The sequence below is a fragment of the Croceicoccus mobilis genome, from assembly GCF_001661965.1.
GTDB classification, from domain to species: domain Bacteria; phylum Pseudomonadota; class Alphaproteobacteria; order Sphingomonadales; family Sphingomonadaceae; genus Croceicoccus; species Croceicoccus mobilis.
In genome coordinates, this window is sequence record NZ_LYWZ01000022.1 from 888,737 (window position 1) to 906,539 (window position 17,803).

Annotated in this window: 21 protein-coding genes; 6 read left to right on the forward strand and 15 right to left on the reverse strand. The window is 62.9% G+C overall.

Translation table 11 applies throughout. From position 1 onward, the window contains the following. Position 1: 1 nt before the first annotated feature. The 4 genes from A9D13_RS11825 to A9D13_RS20515 all read right to left on the reverse strand — a co-directional run bounded on the left by A9D13_RS11825 (position 2) and on the right by A9D13_RS20515 (position 2,202). Positions 2-1,147 carry a YjgN family protein gene (locus tag A9D13_RS11825; RefSeq protein WP_229665251.1) on the reverse strand — a complete coding sequence of 382 codons (1,146 nt, stop codon included), beginning with the start codon at positions 1,145-1,147 and terminating at the stop codon, positions 2-4. A gap of 103 nt (positions 1,148-1,250) precedes the next feature. Then, positions 1,251-1,445, reverse strand: a complete 195-nt coding sequence (locus tag A9D13_RS11830; protein ID WP_066773718.1) for a helix-turn-helix transcriptional regulator — start codon at positions 1,443-1,445, stop codon at positions 1,251-1,253. Then, positions 1,442-2,038 carry a hypothetical protein gene (locus A9D13_RS11835; protein WP_066773720.1) on the reverse strand — a complete coding sequence of 199 codons (597 nt, stop codon included), beginning with the start codon at positions 2,036-2,038 and terminating at the stop codon, positions 1,442-1,444. Before A9D13_RS11835 ends, A9D13_RS11830 begins: the two co-directional genes overlap by 4 nt. Then, a complete protein-coding gene (locus A9D13_RS20515; protein ID WP_156522020.1) occupies positions 2,035-2,202 on the reverse strand; it encodes a hypothetical protein in 168 nt (55 codons plus the stop codon). Before A9D13_RS20515 ends, A9D13_RS11835 begins: the two co-directional genes overlap by 4 nt. Positions 2,203-2,551: 349 nt before the next feature. On the opposite strand from A9D13_RS20515, the gene thrS reads away from it, so the two are divergent. Then, positions 2,552-4,564 carry a threonine--tRNA ligase gene (gene thrS / locus A9D13_RS11840; RefSeq protein WP_066773722.1) on the forward strand — a complete coding sequence of 671 codons (2,013 nt, stop codon included), beginning with the start codon at positions 2,552-2,554 and terminating at the stop codon, positions 4,562-4,564. Between the two features lie 31 nt (positions 4,565-4,595). Here thrS and A9D13_RS11845 read toward each other — a convergent pair whose 3' ends face one another. Then, on the reverse strand, positions 4,596-4,892 hold the full coding sequence (locus A9D13_RS11845) for a DUF1294 domain-containing protein (RefSeq protein ID WP_066773724.1): 297 nt from the start codon (positions 4,890-4,892) through the stop codon (positions 4,596-4,598). 281 nt (positions 4,893-5,173) lie between these two features. Here A9D13_RS11845 and A9D13_RS11850 point away from each other — a divergent pair, with 281 nt between their 5' ends. Next, entirely contained in the window at positions 5,174-5,716 is a 543-nt protein-coding gene (locus tag A9D13_RS11850) for a hypothetical protein (RefSeq protein WP_066773726.1), read from the forward strand. A 7-nt stretch (positions 5,717-5,723) separates the two neighbouring features. Here the strand turns inward: A9D13_RS11850 and A9D13_RS11855 are convergent, their stop codons facing one another. Continuing rightward, complete coding sequence (locus A9D13_RS11855; protein WP_066773728.1) at positions 5,724-6,032, reverse strand: hypothetical protein; 309 nt, start codon at positions 6,030-6,032, stop codon at positions 5,724-5,726. A gap of 153 nt (positions 6,033-6,185) precedes the next feature. Next, positions 6,186-6,872 (reverse strand): glutathione S-transferase family protein, encoded by a 687-nt coding sequence (locus A9D13_RS11860; RefSeq protein WP_066773729.1) that lies wholly within the window; start codon positions 6,870-6,872, stop codon positions 6,186-6,188. Between the two features lie 165 nt (positions 6,873-7,037). Between A9D13_RS11860 and A9D13_RS11865 the strand changes: the two genes are divergently transcribed. Beyond that, complete coding sequence (locus A9D13_RS11865; RefSeq protein ID WP_066773731.1) at positions 7,038-7,691, forward strand: YitT family protein; 654 nt, start codon at positions 7,038-7,040, stop codon at positions 7,689-7,691. Positions 7,692-7,721: 30 nt separating this feature from the next. On the opposite strand, the gene A9D13_RS11870 is transcribed toward A9D13_RS11865, so the two are convergent. The 7 genes from A9D13_RS11870 to rpmH all read right to left on the reverse strand — a co-directional run bounded on the left by A9D13_RS11870 (position 7,722) and on the right by rpmH (position 12,826). Then, entirely contained in the window at positions 7,722-8,102 is a 381-nt protein-coding gene (locus tag A9D13_RS11870; RefSeq protein ID WP_066773735.1) for a hypothetical protein, read from the reverse strand. A 216-nt stretch (positions 8,103-8,318) separates the two neighbouring features. After that, the gene (locus tag A9D13_RS11875; protein WP_156522022.1) at positions 8,319-9,305 is read right to left on the reverse strand and encodes a hypothetical protein; all 987 of its coding nucleotides are present in this window, start codon (positions 9,303-9,305) and stop codon (positions 8,319-8,321) included. Between the two features lie 114 nt (positions 9,306-9,419). Then, positions 9,420-10,070 (reverse strand): ribosome biogenesis GTP-binding protein YihA/YsxC, encoded by a 651-nt coding sequence (yihA, locus tag A9D13_RS11880; RefSeq protein ID WP_066773739.1) that lies wholly within the window; start codon positions 10,068-10,070, stop codon positions 9,420-9,422. A gap of 4 nt (positions 10,071-10,074) precedes the next feature. Further along, on the reverse strand, positions 10,075-11,865 hold the full coding sequence (gene yidC / locus A9D13_RS11885; protein ID WP_066773740.1) for a membrane protein insertase YidC: 1,791 nt from the start codon (positions 11,863-11,865) through the stop codon (positions 10,075-10,077). Between the two features lie 96 nt (positions 11,866-11,961). Then, entirely contained in the window at positions 11,962-12,171 is a 210-nt protein-coding gene (yidD, locus tag A9D13_RS11890; protein ID WP_066773742.1) for a membrane protein insertion efficiency factor YidD, read from the reverse strand. 4 nt (positions 12,172-12,175) lie between these two features. Continuing rightward, the gene (rnpA, locus tag A9D13_RS11895) at positions 12,176-12,580 is read right to left on the reverse strand and encodes a ribonuclease P protein component (RefSeq protein WP_066773744.1); all 405 of its coding nucleotides are present in this window, start codon (positions 12,578-12,580) and stop codon (positions 12,176-12,178) included. Between the two features lie 111 nt (positions 12,581-12,691). Further along, positions 12,692-12,826: a 50S ribosomal protein L34 gene (gene rpmH / locus A9D13_RS11900; RefSeq protein WP_066773746.1), complete on the reverse strand. Its 135-nt coding sequence runs from the start codon at positions 12,824-12,826 to the stop codon at positions 12,692-12,694. A gap of 213 nt (positions 12,827-13,039) precedes the next feature. Here rpmH and A9D13_RS11905 point away from each other — a divergent pair, with 213 nt between their 5' ends. Then, the gene (locus A9D13_RS11905; protein WP_066773748.1) at positions 13,040-14,548 is read left to right on the forward strand and encodes a YifB family Mg chelatase-like AAA ATPase; all 1,509 of its coding nucleotides are present in this window, start codon (positions 13,040-13,042) and stop codon (positions 14,546-14,548) included. Here the strand turns inward: A9D13_RS11905 and A9D13_RS11910 are convergent. Beyond that, positions 14,545-16,080, reverse strand: coding sequence for an HWE histidine kinase domain-containing protein (locus tag A9D13_RS11910; protein ID WP_066773750.1), 1,536 nt, complete (start codon positions 16,078-16,080; stop codon positions 14,545-14,547). The genes A9D13_RS11905 and A9D13_RS11910 overlap by 4 nt on opposite strands. A gap of 222 nt (positions 16,081-16,302) precedes the next feature. Between A9D13_RS11910 and A9D13_RS11915 the strand changes: the two genes are divergently transcribed. Together A9D13_RS11915 and A9D13_RS11920 are read left to right on the forward strand one after the other, a co-directional pair. Next, complete coding sequence (locus A9D13_RS11915; RefSeq protein ID WP_373288739.1) at positions 16,303-17,262, forward strand: SPFH domain-containing protein; 960 nt, start codon at positions 16,303-16,305, stop codon at positions 17,260-17,262. Positions 17,263-17,290: 28 nt separating this feature from the next. Then, on the forward strand, positions 17,291-17,785 hold the full coding sequence (locus tag A9D13_RS11920) for an NfeD family protein (RefSeq protein ID WP_066774125.1): 495 nt from the start codon (positions 17,291-17,293) through the stop codon (positions 17,783-17,785). Positions 17,786-17,803 lie beyond the last annotated feature (18 nt).

The following is a 17,803-nucleotide window of genomic DNA, read 5'->3' on the forward strand; positions in this document are numbered from 1 at the left end:
CTTAGATCGCGCCCATGTCAAAAGCGTCGAGCAGACCCTCGCCATGTTTCGACATCGGCGTTTCCGACTGCGTCAGCGCATCGGGATCGACCTCGCCATAGGCTTCGAGATGGGTGATGAAGAACTTCCAGTGGCGATAGGTGAGGAAGATATAGCCCACGCCCAGCGTCACCAGCACCAGCCCGATGTCGACCGCGATCAGCTTCAGCCAGTCCTTCGTGCTGGCGTGGAAGCCGAACTCGATATTCTCGCCCAGCTTCATCTCACCTATCACGATGCGCATGTATTTGGCATAAAAGGCGAGATAGACGATGCCCCAGCCCGCATATACGCCGACCATCAGGATGACCGTCAGCGCGGCAACCGTGATGCCAAGCGCGGTGTTCTCGTTCTCCATCCCCCCAAACCCGAAGGTCACTGCGGCCAAAAGGGCGAACATGGCAATGAACAGGACGAAAGGCGCGAGATAGACCAGCAGGTAACGCTTCATCAGCGGCGAGAAATCAGCCTCACTGCGGAAGGAAAGCTGGCCGAAGCTCATGGCGCTCCACCGCTCATTCCACAGCGACACCATCGCCCATGGCACCATCAGGCCCAGCGCGAGATAGCCCACCGTGTATTTCCACATGTGGGAGAGGCCGTATTTGAACCCCTGGTCATAGCTGCCCCCGCGAATGCCGCGCCAATGGGTGCGGCCAAGCCGATAGCGCAGCGCGCGAAAGCGGGCGACGCCCGAGAAATAGAACAATACGAGGAACGAGGCGATGAATACGCCGGCGGCGACCCCCTCGTTCCCGCGGAAGATCAGCCCCTGCGTGATCATGTTGATCAGCGCGAAGGGCAGGATGATGAGGACGGTGGCCAGCAGGAAGCCGAAGAACAGTTCCTTGCCCCGTCCCGTCCATTCGAGGTGGTCGTCGATAAAGCGGGTGCGCGACCACAGATATTGCCGTTCGCGCGTTGTCGCCCAGAAACGATAGATTCCCAGCGTGACGATGGTCAGCAGGAGATTGGTGAAGGCGATCTTCGCGAAATCGCGCCAGTTGCCTTCGAAAGCGAAAGCGGTTTCGGGCGCGGCAGGTTCCTCATGCCACGGTTCCCCACCATCCGGTCCGCCAAAGGCGGGGCCGGTTCCCATACTGTCCATTGATACCCCCGTTGTGACCCTGTCCGATCAGACAAGTCACTTCTGTAACCGGACAAGTCAAGCAAAGGGTTAATGCAGTTGGGAAAAGTGTAGCGGAAATGGATCAGTCGTCGGGAGTAAATATCTCCTCTATCCGCATGTCGAACAAGGCAGCGATGCGAAAGGCTAGCGGGAGCGAGGGATCGTATTTCCCTGTCTCGATCGCGTTCACCGACTGGCGCGATACGCCCAGCTCGTCGGCCAGGTGCTGCTGGCTCCAGTCGCGTTCGGCGCGCAGGACCTTGAGGCGGTTTTTCATTCGTCGGCCCCGGCGCGGTCGCGCATCGACATGAAGGCGCGGCCAAGCCCCATGCCCACGGCCCAGATCGGCACCGCCCACCAGCCCGGCACATGCGGCACCATGCCGAAGGTTTCGAGAAAACCCCAGAATGAGCCGACTCCCAGCACCAGCCCAAGCCCGCACAGTGCCCCGATCATGGCGAGATGGCGCAGATATTCGTCGGTCTCTTCCATCAGGTACCGCGCCATCACCCAGATCATGCCGAAGATCGGCAGCACGGGGAGGAGCGCGACGAGGAAGCCCGCCGTCCCCTCTAGTTCCATGCGGTTATCAAGGTAAACCGCGATGCCCAGCCCCGCGACATAAAGGGCGGAGCTGATCGCGATTCCCTTCGTATAGCGCGCCGCTGCCGGGCTGGAGCAGGCGCCGCGATTGCGGCGCGTGGCGCGCACGAAGGGAACGAGCAGGCAGAACGATCCGGCCAGCAGCATATAGGCGGTGCCCGGATTGATTGCCGCGGTGGTCTTGAGCACGGCGATCACCGCGATGGCGGCAAAAAACAGCCCCAGCCACAGGCCCGGTTTCGAACGCGGCGTGGTGGCGGCGTTCACGACCGTTCTCCATCGCGGCGGCGGGGGGCGCAGCGCCACGTTGCCATCAGCGGCAGGGTCAGCACGGCGGCAAAGGTCGCCCAGTCGGGCAGAATATCGATGATGTTGAGGAGCGCGACCATCAGGATGGCGGCGCCCCAGAGGAATGCGGTCTTGCGTGTCATGGTCAAGTCTCCTTGCTTCGATGTAAAGGGAACTAGACAGATTCGCGCCTCGTGTCAAGCAAGCATGACACAATGTCGCGTGACCTTGGCAGTATTGAGCAATGACTTGCCCGGGATTGGGTGCTAACGCCGTGCCCATGGCAACGCAGCGCACCACTACGACCACTACCGGCACCCGGCTCGCCCCGGGGCGGTTGGTCCTGCGTTAAGGCCAGCTGCCGCCCGGGGGTCCGGGCGGATGGCGTCTCCTCCCGGTTTCCGCTGAAATAAGACTGACGCCGCCCCTTCCGGTGCGCGCGCGCCTGTGCCAAAGCGCGGCGCTAAGGTAATTTGAGCGAAGACGATTGCGATGACGGAACTTGTGAAGATCAGCCTGCCCGACGGTTCGGTGCGCGAGATGCCGGAAGGGTCGACCCCCGCCGATGTCGCTGCCGCGATCGGCCCCGGCCTTGCCAAGGCGGCGATCGCCGCGCGCGTCGATGGCGAGTTGGTCGACCTGACCCGTCCCTTCGCGGGCGATGCCGAGCTGGCGTTGGTGACGAGCCGCGACGAGGACGAGGCGCTGGAGCTCGCCCGCCACGATTTCGCCCATGTGCTGGCAGAGGCGGTGCAGGCGCTGTGGCCCGGCACGCAGATCACCTTTGGCCCGGCGACCGACGACGGTTTCTATTATGACGTGATGGCGCCCGAGGGCCGCGAGCCGTTCAGCATGGACGATCTTCCCGCCATCGAGGAAAAGATGCGCGAGATCATCAAGGCCGACAAGCCGCTGGTCCGCGAAGTCTGGTCGCGCCAGCAGCTGATCGACCGCTGGAATGCGCAAGGCGAGAAGTTCAAGGCCGAATGGGCCGCCGAACTGCCCGAGGGCGAGGAACTGACCGTGTACTGGTCGGGCCAGCCAAGCAGTGAAGGCGCATGGCTCGATATGTGCCGGGGCCCGCATCTGCCTTCGACGGGCAAGCTCGACCCGCAGGCGTTCAAGCTGATGCGCGTTGCCGGTGCTTACTGGCGCGGCGATCAGAAGAATGCGCAGCTCACGCGTATCTATGGCACCGGCTGGCTGAATAGAAAGCAGCTGAACGCGCACCTCACGCGGCTGGAAGAGGCCGCCAAGCGCGACCACCGCAAGCTGGCGCGCGAGATGGACCTGTTCCATTTGCAGGAAGAGGCGCATGGCTCCGTCTTCTGGCATCCCAATGGCTATAAGGTCTGGCGCGAGCTGGAAGCATATATGCGCCGCGCCATCGACGGGGCCGGATATCAGGAGATCAAGACCCCGCAGGTGATGGACGCGCGGCAGTGGGAAAAATCGGGCCACTGGGGCAAATATCGCGAAAACATGTTCGTGGTGCCCGACGAGGTTCCGAACGTGGAAGACGAGGGCGACGTCATTTCGGGCGAAGCCGACTGGATGGCGCTGAAGCCGATGAACTGCCCGGCCCATGTGCTGGTCTTCAAACAGGGCATCACCAGCTATCGCGAACTGCCGATCCGCCTGTATGAAAACGGCTGCTGCCACCGGAACGAGCCGCACGGCGCGCTCCACGGGCTGATGCGCGTACGGCAGTTCACGCAGGACGATGCGCATATCTTCTGCCGCGAGGACCAGATCGTGGCCGAAGTGCGCGCCTTCTGCGAACTGGCCGACCGGGTCTACAAGGATTTCGGCTTCACCTATTCGATCAAGCTGGCCCTGCGCCCCGAAAAGCGTTTCGGCAGCGAAGCCGACTGGGACAAGGCCGAGGACGAGCTGCGCAACGCGGTGAAGGAAGCGGGCCTCGCCACCGAGGAATATGGCTGGGAGGAACTCCCCGGCGAAGGCGCGTTCTATGCGCCCAAGCTGGAATGGCACCTGACCGACGCCATCGGCCGCACCTGGCAGGTGGGCACGATCCAGTCGGACCGCGTGCTGCCCGAACGCCTCGACGCGACCTATGTCGGCGAGGATGGCGAGAAGCACCGCCCGGTCATGCTGCACCGCGCGATCTTCGGGTCCTACGAACGCTTCATCGGCATTCTGATCGAGCATTTCGCCGGCAAGCTGCCCGTGTGGCTGGCCCCCGTGCAGGCGGTGGTCGCGACCATCGTTTCGGACGCCGACGATTACGCGAACGAAGTGGTCGCCAAGCTGCAGGCGGCGGGCATCCGCGTCGAAAGCGATCTTCGCAATGAGAAGATCAATTACAAGGTGCGCGAACACAGCCTTGCCAAGGTCCCGCACCTGCTGGTCGTGGGTAAGCGCGAAGCGGAGGAAGGCACTGTCGCCATTCGTACGCTGGGCGAAAAGGAACAGAAATTCTGCTCGCTCGACGAAGCCATCGTCATGCTGAAGGGCGAGGCGAGCGCGCCCGACCTGCGCTGAAGCTGCTATCCGGCGTGGCCCGCGATCGGGCTTACCACAGGGCCACGCCGATCAGCAGCCCGACCTGCACCACGGCAATCAGCTGAAGCCGGGTCGTGAAAGGCTCCTTGCGCGTCTTGTGCCGGAACAGGTGCCGGGCAAGGAATGCGCCGGGCGTGCCGCCCATCGCCGCCCATGACAGCAGCCGCGCTTCGGGCACCCGTCGCGCGCCCGCGATCGCGCTGCGCTTGTCGAGATAGAACAGTGCGATGGTGACGAAGTTCACCACGATCAGCGCCAGCGGGATGAAAGGCAGCAGACCCTCGCTGCCGCGCAGGAGGTCAGCCATGGTCCCGGCGGACCCCGACCCACACGCGAAATCTTACCGCAATCCTGCCCTGCCAATTCATCGAACCCCCTGTGTACGGGCTACGAAATTCTACTCGCAATCAATGGACTATGTGTCACCGCCAGCCGGTTCGCAACTGGGCCGGGGCGGCAAGGCACAGCCAATTCAGCTTGCTGGCGCGGCCCTCTGGGCAAGCGCGCCAAACAGGCGTAGCATGCGAATTCTTCCGACTGGGTCGCCCGAAAACACGATGGGTCGCAAAACCAGAAGGAGGGAATGCCATGCGAAAGACATTCGCAATCGCCGCGGTCATCGTGGCGCTACCCGCCGCCGGACTTGCCGGAGCCGCGCTGGCCGAGCACCACAGCGACAAGTCGAAACTCATTGCCAGTGCCGCCGGGGCCGCCCCGGCTTCGATCGCGAAGGATGCGACCTACAAGGACCTTGAAGGCAATGTGCTGAAAGAGGGGACCAACGGCTACACCTGTTATCCGCAGGGGCCGGTGATCGGCCCGATGTGCAATGACGCCGAATGGGAAAAGCTGATGGGCGCCTTCATGACCAAGGGCGATTACACGCCCGGCGGTTTCGGCGTTTCATACATGCTGATGGGGGACGGCGATTCGGCAGGGGTCAGCAATATCGATCCTTTTGCCACCCAGCCGACCGAGGATAATGACTGGATCAAGGAAGGCCCGCATTTGATGCTGATCCTGCCGGGCGAAGGCGCGCTGGAGGGCATCTCCACCGACATTGCCGATCCGGTCTATGTCATGTGGAAGGATACGCCTTATCAGCATGTCATGGTGCGCATCGGCGACTGATGCGCCCCTAGTTCTTGCCGCCGGCCGTCTTGCGCCAGCCCCAGCCATGGGGACGGCGCTCCTCCTCCTGCCCCGGCTTGCCCTGCGCCCAACCGGGCAGTTGTGCGCGCGCATCCCGGTTCAGGAAATTGGAAGGCGGCCCCGGTGCGCGCGATCTCGCGTGGCGAGTGATATAGGCGACGAAAGTCTCCTCGTGCCAAAGCTCGGCGCGGCGGCCCAGCGCTTCGCGGCGCATGTGCACGATGGCGCTGCGATCATTATCCGCCTCGAATTCGACAAGCGTCTGCTCCTCGCTTTCGAGCGGTTCGATCTTCATGAGATAGCGTCTCAAGGGGGATGACTTTCCGGCTAACTCCGAGGGGGTAGCGCGGTAACGCGGCAACCGGGACCCGGTTCCGCCGGAATGAGCCGATTGTGCCTGTTTACCCAGCGCTTTACCGCAAGCGCAGCACGTTTCAGTCGGCGGCTCTTAGTCGGCAGGGACCTCGAAAGCCGCGATCTGCCAGTCCTCTTCCTCTGCCGCGGTGATCCACTCCTGCATCCAGTCATGCTCCCAAACCGCTTCCATATAGGTCTCGGCGAATTTGGGGACGCCCACGCCATAGGTCATGAAGCGGCTGACGACGGGCGCATAAAAGATATCGGCGGCGGAATAGCTGCCGAACAGGAACGGCCCACCCGCACCGAAACGCGCCCGCGCCTCGGCCCAGAGTGTGAGGACGCGCACGATATCGGTTTTTGCGGCATCGGAGAGTGCGTGCCCTTCCATCCGGCGGCGCACGTTCATCGGCATTTCGCTGCGCAGCGCGGCATAAGAGCTGTGCATTTCCGCCACCATAGAGCGGCAAAGCCCGCGCGCGACCGGGTCCTTGGGCCAGAACCGGCTGCCTGCCTTGCCGCCGCCTTCCTCGCGCACCTTGTCGTCGAGATATTCCAGGATGGCGAGACTGTCCCAGATCACCACCTCGTCGTCCCACAAAACCGGCACCTTGCCCGACGATGGCTGCACATCGCCCCAGCTCTTCTTCGCCTCTTCCCAGTCCTCGCCTGAAATATTGACGGTGATCTCCTCGAAAGAGAGGCCCGACTGTTTCGCTGCGAGCCAGCCGCGCAGGGACCAGCTGGAATAGTTCTTGTTGCCGATGATGAGCTTCATGGCTGCGCTGACTAGACCTGTAGCGTGGTCAAGTCGAGGGCGCTCGAATGGGGAGTGGGGCTTGCCATCGCCCCGCTTTGTCAGCAAGAGCGGGGCGAGGCGGCAGGCGCGGGCGCGCATGGACCGCAAGGGCAAGAGGATGGCTGGTCGTCAACGGGACCGTCCATGCATCGATCGAATGAAACCGTCACTGCCGAAGCCGTAGAGCACACGCCTTTCAACAATGGTCGGCGTCACTCTCTGGCCGAGGATTTCTACGCCATCACCATCGGGTCGAGCCTGATCGCCTTTTCGGTCGTGATGCTGAAAGCCGCGGGGCTGGTGACCGGCGGCATGGCGGGTGTGGCGCTGCTCGCGTCTTATCTGGTGCCGCTGCCGGCGACGACGCTCTTCATCATCATCAACATCCCGTTCTTCTTCCTTGCCGCGTGCGCGATGGGGCGCGCCTTTGCGCTCAAGACGCTGTTCGCCAATGTGGCGATCATGGCGCTCGGCCTTGTCATACCGCTGGGCTTGTCGGTGGAGGATGTGAACCCCGCCTTTGCCGCGCTGCTGGGCGGCTGGATGGCGGGGCTGGGCATTTTGGTGCTGGCCCGCCACGGCGCGGGCGTGGGCGGTTCGGGCATCGTCGCGCTGGTGCTGATGCGGTCAAAAGGCTGGAACGCGGGTCGCACCCAGATGATCGGCGATGTCATCATCCTGTCGGCGGCATTGCTGACACTGGAAATCACGCCGTGGCTGATATCGATCCTGTCGGCGCTGGCGATCAATTCGATCCTGATGGTGAACCATCGGCCCGGACGCTACATCGGCTATTGAAGCAAATGCGGCGCGTCCGGGCGCGTGCGATCAAAGCGCCTTGGCGGAAAGCTTGTCGCGGCGGGCCTCGATCTCGGCCATCTTCTTCTTCGCCTTGGCGAGATCCGCCTGACGGTCGCGCAGGTCGTCCTGCTTGTCCTTCAGCCGGTCCTGCGCGTGCTTCAGATCCTGCTGCGCATCGCGCAGGTCTTCCTCGTTCTCGGCGATCTTCTTTTCGATCGTCGCCTGATCCTTCGCATTGTCGCGCGCGTCTTCGTTGATCTCGTTCCAGCTCTTCAGCTGCTTTTCATTCAGACCTTTGGGCGCCTCGACGGTGATGGTCGCCTTTTCGGGCGCGGCATGGGCCACGGGCGCTGCTGCGGGCAGGGCCAGCGAAAGGGCGACGACGGCGAGGCGGGTATTGAAAATCATTTCTATTCAGATCCTTGGGGATTTGTGTGAGCGTTGCTTTTTACCAAAATAGGCTGCCACGGACCTGAATAAGGTTACGCAATAGCGTAATTTCAAGGCTATCACACGCTCACCTGAGAGCATGGCGCGATCATATGTGTCGGCAAGTTCATGCAGCCGATGAAGGCCACCGGACGCGGGCCCCGCTATACCGGAGCCCGCATCGCAATCTGCAATTCAGCGCGCAGCGAAGAAGCTGAAAGTGCCGATTGTGCGCACATTATTCTCGTCGGTATCCTGAATACCGGCGGCAAAGGCGGCTTCGGTGCCCTGCGGGCCGTAGAACCAGCCTTCGAACGGGGCGAAGAGCGTGGGATCCTCATAGTTGAAAATGCCGCCGAAACCCTGAGTTTCCCCGTCGATATTGATCGTCGCGCCATAGGTCCCGAGGTCGATCGACGCCGGGACGGTGCTGGTACCGTTGACCGACACCAGCTCCCCGCTCAGCGCCAGCGAGATCGTGATTTCGCCCGTCGTGGCATTGGCGCTCATCGTCTGCGACGAACCGCTGAGGTTGTACACGGCGAATGTCGCGTCGGGGTAGATGCGATAAAGCGTGCCGCGGGTCGTGAAGTCGGTGAAGGTAATCGGCGATTGCGAAGGCGTGTCGGTCAGCAGCGTCGGAACGCCGAAATTGCAGCTAGAAGTTTCGACATAGCCGGTGTTCACGTTTTTCACGAAGGCATAAAGCGCGCGCGAATAATCGACCGCTTGCCCACCCGGCTGCGGCGCGGCGATCAGCAGGCGGCTGGTAAAGCCGGTGCCATCGTCCTTCGCATAGGCGATCTCGATCTCCGGATTGGTGACCGAGCTGTCGATATCGGCGGAACCGAAGCTTTCTTCCACGCCATAGTTCGACAGGGTATAGCTGTCCTGCGACGCGTCATAGGACAGGGTCACGCCGGGATCCGTGTAAAAGGCCATGGGTGGTCCCAACTGGAACACGCCGCTACCCTGATCGAGAGTCTGGCAGGCCATCTTGAACTGCTGGCTGCCGGTCAGATCGGCATAGGCGGTGTAGCTGGGGCCCGAAGGCGTGGGCGTCGGCGTGGGGCTGGGCGAAGGCGTCACGACCGGTGACGAACCGCCGCCGCCGCTGCCACCGCCACCACACGCAGCCAGACAGGCGCTGCCAAGCAGCAACCCAAGCATCCTCAATTTCATTATTATGCTCCCCAGGGGCAGGATACCCCTGAGCAAGCAATAATTTGAAATATAGGGACAAACAATATTGAAAATTCACACTATCCAGATTTGAATAGTGTGAGGCCCGGTCGCTCAGACTTCCGCGCTCTCCAACACGAAGCCGCGCAATTCCGCGATGCCCAGACCCTTCTCGCTGCTCGTCACCGAGATTTCGGGATAGGCTGACGAGTGCTTGCGCGCTTCGGCCAAGGTGCGCTCGGTCACGGCTTCCAGTTCGCTTGCCTTGATCTTGTCCGACTTCGTCAGGACAATGCGGTAAGAAACGGCCGCGGTGTCGAGCATCTCCATGATCTCGTGATCCACCGGCTTGATTCCGTGGCGCGCGTCGATCAGCAGGAGCGTGCGTTTCAGCACCTGCCGCCCGCGCAGATAGTCGTTCACAAGAAAGCGCCATTTCTTGACGACCGCGAGCGGCGCCTTGGCAAAGCCGTACCCCGGCATGTCGACAAGGCGGAACTGGAGCGGATCGCCAACGTCGAAATAGTTGAGTTCCTGCGTGCGCCCCGGCGTGACGGACGTGCGGGCAATTGCCTTGCGGCCCGTCAGCGCGTTCAAAAGCGAAGACTTGCCGACGTTCGACCGGCCCGCGACGGCAATTTCCGGCACGGTGGGTTCGGGCAGGAACTTGAGCTGCGGCGCAGACAGCAGGAAATTGACGGGCCCGGAGAACAGGCGGCGGGCGCGCTCTTCATATTCGGCGCGCGCGCCTTCCTCTTCGGTCACGATCTTATCCCTTCGCCTTGGCTTCTTCAGCCTTGCGCTTTTTTTCCTCGGCCTCGCGCGCCGCGGCTTCCTTGAGCTGCGGGTGACGCGAATACAGGTACTGCTGCTGCGCGATGGTCAGCGTGTTCGAGGTGATCCAGTAGATCAGGAGACCTGCCGCGAACGGCGCCATCACGAACATCAGCACCCACGGCATGATCATGAACACCTGCTGCTGCGCCGGGTCCATCTGGGCCGGATTCAGCTTGAACTGCAGGAACATGGTGATGCCCAGGAGCAGCGCCAGCACGCCGATGGCGAGGAAGCTGGGCGGCTGGAAATCGAGCAGGCCGAAGAGATTGAGGATGTGCAGCGGATCGGGCGCGGACAGGTCCTTGATCCACAGGATGAAGGGCTGATGGCGCGTGTCGATCGCAATCAGCAGCACCTTGTACAGCGCGAAGAAGACGGGGATCTGCAGGAACATCGGCAAACAGCCCGCGAGCGGATTGACCTTCTCCTCCTTGTACAGCTTCATCATCTCCTGCTGAAGCTGTTGCTTGTCGTCCTTGTGCCGTTCCTGCAGCGCCTTCAGCTTGGGCTGGATCGCCTTCATCGAGGCCATGGACGCGAATTGCTTTTGGGCGATCGGGAACATGACGCCGCGCACGATGACGGTGAGAAGGATGATCGCCACGCCGAAATTTCCGACGATGGAATGCAGCGCCTTCAAGAGCCACAGGATCGGCTTTTCGAACCAGAAGAACCAGCCCCAGTCGATCGCGAAGGAGAAATTGTTGATGCCCTGCTTTTCGTAAGCGGACAGGACCTCGCTTTCCTTGGCGCCGGCGAAAAGCTGGGTGGTCCGGCTGTATTGCTTGCCGGGCTGGATGGTGACCGGATCATAGATCAGGTCGGCGCGGTAATGTTCGTTACCCAGTGCACGGAACGTGCCTTCGGCCCCGCTCGCATCCGACGGAATCAGCGTGGAGAGCCAGTAGATGTCGGTGAAGCCGAGCCAGTCGGTCTGGCCCTGTTCCTCGATCACCTTCGCATCGTCGACATCGTCGTAATCGGTGCCGAACTCGACCGAACCGTCGAGATTATAGATCGGGCCGGACTGCACGTTCCAGATGTCGTCGCTGGCCGTGCGGCTGGTGCGGTTGATGAAGCCATAGGGCTGCACCACCACGGGGCCGCTGCCGGTATTGGCGACGGTCTGTTTCGCGGTGATGAGGTAATTGTCGTCGACCGTCAGTTCGATCCCGAAACGCTGGCCCTCGCCATTGTTCCACGTCAGCGTGACGGGGCTGTCGGGAGAAAGCGGGCCGCCTTCGGTCTGCCACACGGTGTTGGCATCGGGCACGCTCACGCCCTGGCCGACCCAGCCGAACTGGGTGAAATATTGCGCCGGGGTGCCATCGGGCGAAAACAGGCGGACAGGCGGCGAATCCTTGGCAACCGTCTGGGTGTGGCGGTTGAGCGTCAGGTCGTCGATGCGCGCGCCGACCGGGTTGATCGAACCCGAGATGGCCGGCGCCTCGATCTTCACGCGGTCGGCTTCGACCAGTGCGGTGGCAAGGTCGCGTTCTTCGGTCTCGATGTCGGATGCGCTCTTCAGCCCGCCTTCACGGTCGCGGCCGCGCGATGTCGGGGCTTCGTCTTCTGCCGCGGTGGTCGTGACCGTCGGATCGACGGTGGTCTGTTCCACCGGTTCCGTCGGCTGCGGATAGAAATACTGCATGGCCGAATCCCAGCCAAAGAGCAGCAAGGCCACCAGGACCAGTGCGACAATGATATTGCGCTGGTTTTCCAAAATCCCAATCCAGTCGAATTAAAGCTGAGCCATCAATGGCGCGCTGCTTAAGAGCGCTTGGCGAAAAAAGCCAGAAGAGTCCAAACGGCCATGGGTTCACGGAACCGGATCATGGCCACACCCGCCCCACGGGTGGCAGCGCAATAGGCGCTTCGTCGCCAGCCATCCACCCTTAATCGCGCCATGTTTGCGCAAGGCCTGAATCGCATATTCGCTGCACGACGGGGTAAAGCGGCACGATGGCGGCAGGATCATCGAGGGGCCGAGTTGCCACAGGCGGGCGATGGCGATGAAGATATATTTCATCGGCCTATTTCCTGCCCCTGGGTTTCCGCCCTCTGGGCTTGCCCCGGCGCGGGGGATCGCCCTTGCCTTCGGCCGCGCGGGTAAGGGCTGCGCGCAATTCATCGCGCAGCTTGGTGAAATCACGCTCGATCCCGCCATCGCGGCCGATCAGCACATGATCGTGCCCGGGCAGGCCCAGTTGCGGCAGTTCGGCACGCAGCAATTCGCGAAAGCGACGCTTCATGCGGTTCCTGACGACCGCGTTGCCAACCTTTTTCGTGATGGTGATGCCATAGCGCATGGTATCGCCCTCCACTTCGTTCGGGCGCGCCAGCAGTACGAAACCGGGGCGCGCCACCCGCAGGCCTTTATTTGCTGCGAGGAAGTCGCTGCGTTTCTGCATCACGATGGGTGCCGAAGGGGTGGTCATGGGGCGGAATCTAGGCGTGGGGGGCGGAAAAGCAAAACGCCGGCCCGGGCGATCCCGAACCGGCGTCTTGAATATCGTCTCGCAAATCGCGTGAGCGTGGGCGGTGAGGCCTCAGGCGCTCAGCTTGTTGCGACCGCGGCTGCGACGGGCGCGCAGAACCTTGCGGCCACCGGGGGTGGCCATGCGGCTGCGGAAACCGTGGCGGCGCTTACGCACGAGATTGCTCGGCTGAAAAGTGCGCTTCATGGCGTAATTCCCAATTCAAATCTGTGTTACGGCGCAACTGCGGATCACACCGCGCCGCGCCAACAAAAAGGGCCGCCCAAAGCGGGCAGCCTCGGCTGTGGAGGCGCGGATACTGGTCCGATGGCTGTGAGTCAAGCGCCAAGCGGGCTGGACATGCGATGCGCCGCTGATTCATAGCCTTGGGCCGGAAAGTCGCAAGGGTTCGCATATATCATGGTCGCACTGGTGCAGACAGTGGCCTATCTTGGCCTGGAGGTGCGCGCCGTCGAGGTGCAGTGCCAGCTGGCAAGCGGATTGCCCGCTTTCCAGATCGTGGGCCTGCCCGACAAGGCGGTGGGCGAAAGCCGCGAACGCGTGCGCGCCGCGCTGGCCGCGATGGGCCTTGCCCTGCCGCCCAAGCGCATCACCGTCAACATGTCGCCCGCCGACTTGCCGAAAGAAGGATCGCATTTCGACCTTCCCATCTCACTCGCCCTGCTGGCTGCGATGGGGATCACCGATGGCGAACAGCTTTCCGAATATGTGGCCGTGGGCGAATTGGCGCTGGATGGGCGAATCGTCGCCGCTCCGGGCGCTCTGCCTGCCGCGATCCACGCAGGGCAGAACGAAAGATCGCTGATCTGCCCCGCCGCGCAAGGAGCCGAAGCGCGCTGGGCGAGCGAGACCGGAATCGTCGCCGCGCCCGATCTTGTCAGCCTTTTGAACCACCTCAAGGGCACGCAGCAATTGCCGGTGCCCGATCGGGGCCGGGTGGCCGATGCGGCGATCGGTCCGGATCTGAAGCAGGTGAAGGGACAGGAAACGGCCAAGCGCGCGCTGGAGATCGCCGCGGCGGGCGGTCACAACCTGCTGTTCGTCGGCCCTCCGGGTGCGGGCAAATCGCTGATGGCAAGCTGCCTGCCCGGCATATTGCCGCCGCTGACGACCGAGGAGATCCTTGAAACCTCGATGGTGCAATCGGTCGCAGGGCTGTTGCAGGACGGGCAGATCAGCCGGGCGCGGCCATTCCGCAGTCCGCATCATTCGGCCAGTATCGCGGCGCTGACAGGCGGCGGGCTGAAAATACGCCCCGGCGAGGTCAGCCTCGGCCATCTGGGCGTACTTTTCCTCGACGAGTTGCCCGAGTTTCAGAGAAATGCGCTCGATTCGCTGCGCCAGCCGCTGGAAACGGGCGAAGTATCCGTAGCGCGCGCAAATGCGCATGTGACCTTTCCGGCGCGGGTGCAATTGGTCGCGGCGATGAACCCGTGTCGCTGCGGGCATCTGTCCGATCCGGCGCTCGCCTGTTCGCGCGCACCGAAATGCGCAGCCGATTACCAGTCGAAAGTGTCGGGGCCGCTGCTCGACCGCATCGACCTGCATGTCGAGGTCGAGCCCGTATCGGTCCGCGATCTGGCCCTGCCGCCGCCGGCCGAAGGCAGCGCAGAAGTGGCGGCGCGGGTGAGGGCGGCGCGCGACATTCAGACGCGTCGTCTGGCAGGCACGCCCATGCGCGACAATGCGGGGCTGGCCGGCGATGCGCTCGACCGCTTTGCAACGCCAGATGATGCGGGGCGCGACCTCCTCATGCAGGCGGCGGAAAAGATGCGGCTGTCGGCGCGCGGCTATACGCGGCTTTTGCGCGTAGCGCGCACGATTGCCGATCTGGCTGGCGCTGAAAGCGTGGGCCGCACCCATGTGGCCGAGGCGCTGAGCTATCGGCGGCAAGCGCCGCGCGCCTAAGCGCCGATATTCGAAAGCAGCGCGGTCATCACCACCCTGAGGCCGGTCTCGCCGAAATCCATCGTCACTTCGCCTTCGGGGTCGACGCCGCGTTCGATGAGGCGGGTGCCAAGTCCCCTGCGCTCTGGCTTCTGCGCGGGAGGTCCGCCGTTCTCGGTCCAGCTCAGCGTCAGCTGCGATTCGCCCTCGGCATCCGGTTCGCAAAAGGCATGCAGCACGACCTGACCGTCGGGGACGGACAGCGCGCCATATTTCATCGCATTGGTGCCCAGCTCGTGCAGGATCATCGACAGCGTCAACACCGAGCGCGAAGACAGCATGCAGTCGCAGCCGGTCACCTCGACCCTCTGCTCGATCCCCAGCTTGTCGAACACGCTGCTGGCAAGCTCGTGGATGCGGCCCGATGCGCTCGAGCGGCTGAGCAGAAGATCGTGCGCGGTCGACATGGCCGCGATCCGGCGGTTGAATTCGCGCACGGGTTCGGGGTCGGTCACGCCGCGCAGCGTATGCCCGGCAACCGCCTGCACCAGCGCCAGCGTATTTTTCAGGCGGTGTGCGATCTCTTCATTAACCGCGTGCTGTTCGGTCACGTCAGTGACGATGCCGACAAGGGTCGCGCCGTTTTCACCATCAGCGGGAACAACGCGGGCGCGCATCTCGACCCAGCGGACCGCGCCGTCATTGGCGCGAATGATCTCATACTCGTTGCTGAACTGGCCATCGGCATCGGCAATGCCCTGATCCTCGATCCGGGTTTCAAGCGGGACCTTGCGCAGCTTGCCAATGTCCGCGCCGTCGAGGACATCGACATTGTCGAAGCCGTGGATGCGGCAGAATTCGGGGCTGACCTTGACCCGGCGCGTCTCGATATCCAGCTCGAAAGCGCCGATATTGCCCGCTTCCTCGGCCAGCTGCAGGCGCTTGCTGGTGCGTTCGAGCACTTCTGTCTGGCTGCGATGCAGCTCCACCTCGCGCGCGGCCTGGCGCAGCGCCTTCCTCAGCTCAAGCTGGTCGACGACCTGTCCGGCCAGCGCCTTGAGGATGCGGCGCTGTGCCGGGTCAAGCCCGGCGGGCCGGGGCTGCTGGTCAAGCACGCAGAGCATGCCGATGATCGTGCCCGAGGGCGTCACCAGCGGCGCGCCTGCGTAAAAGCGCGCGCCCTTGTCGCAGGTGACGAGGGCATTGTCGCAGGTCCGCTCGTCCACGCTGAGATCCGGGATGACAAGCAGTTCGGTCGAATGCATGCCCTTCGCGCAGACCGATTGTTCGATCGGGGTTTCACAGGCATCGAATCCGAGGCGGGCCTTGAACCATTGCCTGTCTTCATCGACCAGGCTGATCAGCGCGGTCGGCGTCTTGCAGACCGTGCGAGCCATGAAGACAATTTCCTCGAATGCCTCTTCGGGTTCGGAATCCAGAACCTCGTAATCGAGAATCGCGGCTGTGCGTTCCTCGGCAAGGCGATTCGCCTCACGCGGATCTGCCTTCCCGCCAGTTTCCGGGCGGGGGCCAGAGATTTCGCCGTATGCCATTGTCACCGGACCTTTAACGACTTTGCCTTTTGGGGTGAACAGAAAAGGACCATCGGTTTATTGTTTACAGGTTTCGTCATGAATCGCGGCTGCACCATCTTTCAAATCGGCTGGCCAACGCCTGCGAAATTGCGCATGCTGCCATAAAGGGACCGGCGCGAGAGCCGGATGAATGGGGGAGCAATCGCAGTGATCGAATTTCTCATCGCGCTGATCGTGCTGATGGTGCTGGTCCTCGCGACCAGCGTGCGCGTCGTGCGGCAGGGGCATGTCTATACCATCGAACGGCTGGGCCGTTACGTGAAGCCGGCCCAGCCCGGGTTCCACCTGATCACCCCCTTCATCGAAAGGGTGGGGCACAAGATCAACGTGATGGAACAGGTGCTCGATATTCCGGGGCAGGAGATCATCACCAAGGACAATGCCATGGTCGGGGTCGACGGGGTGGTGTTCTACCAGGTGCTGGACGCGGGCAAGGCGGCCTATGAGGTGTCGGGCCTGCAAAACGCGATCCAGGCGCTGACCACCACGAACCTGCGCACGGTGATGGGCTCGATGGATCTTGATGAAACGCTGTCGAAGCGCGACGACATCAATGCGCGGCTGCTGTCGGTGGTCGATCACGCGACTTCGCCATGGGGGGTAAAGGTTACGCGGGTCGAGATCATGGACATCCGCCCGCCCAAGGATATTTCCGACGCCATGGCCCGCCAGATGAAGGCCGAGCGCGAAAAGCGCGCCCAGATCCTTGAGGCCGAGGGCGAGCGCGCCAGCCGCATCCTGCGCGCCGAGGGTGAAAAGCAGAGCCGTATCCTCGAGGCCGAGGGGCGCAAGGAATCGGCCTTCCGCGATGCCGAGGCGCGAGAGCGTGAAGCCGCCGCGGAGGCCGAGGCGACCCGCGTGGTGTCCGATGCAATCGCATCGTCGGGTACGCAGGCATTGAACTATTTCGTCGCGCAGAAATATGTGAGCGCGGTCGAAGGTTTCGCCACGTCGCCTAATGCGAAAACCATCCTGTTCCCGGTCGAGGCGACGCAGCTGATCGGCTCATTGGGCGGTATCGGCGAATTGGTGCGCGATGCGGTGACACCGCCTGCCGGCGCGGCGCAGCCCGGTACCGGCGGCAATGTCACCACGGGTTCACGCCCTGTTGCCGGCAGCGGCGTGCCGCGGTCGGGATAAGGACCGCGGTCGGGATAAGGTTGAACAGATGAGCTTTCTCGGCGGTTTCGATCCGGTCTGGATATGGTTGGTGCTGGGCATCGTCCTGCTCTGTGCCGAGCTATTGGTACCGGGCATCTTCCTGATGTGGATGGGCGTGGCCGCGCTGGCCACGGCGCTGATCGTGGGGCTCGCCGATGTGCCGGTGGGCTGGCAGATCCTGATCTTCGTCGTGTTCTCGGTCTTTTCGGCGTGGGGCGCGCGGCAATGGCTGTCGGCCTATGGCATGGAGAGCGCCGATCCGCTGATGAACGATCGCGGCGGGCGGCTGGTCGGCCAGCGTGTCGTCGTCACCAGCGCGATCGAGGGTGGATCGGGCAGGGTCAAGCATGGCGACAGCGAATGGATCGCATCGGGCGATGACGCGCCCGTCGGCACGCGGCTGGTGGTGACGGGACACGATGGGGCGATGCTGCTTGTCGCTCCCGATCCCGCTTCCCATATCGCTGCCACACCCACGGATGAACCGCCCGCGCTGTCATGACCGGTCGCGGGCGATGAA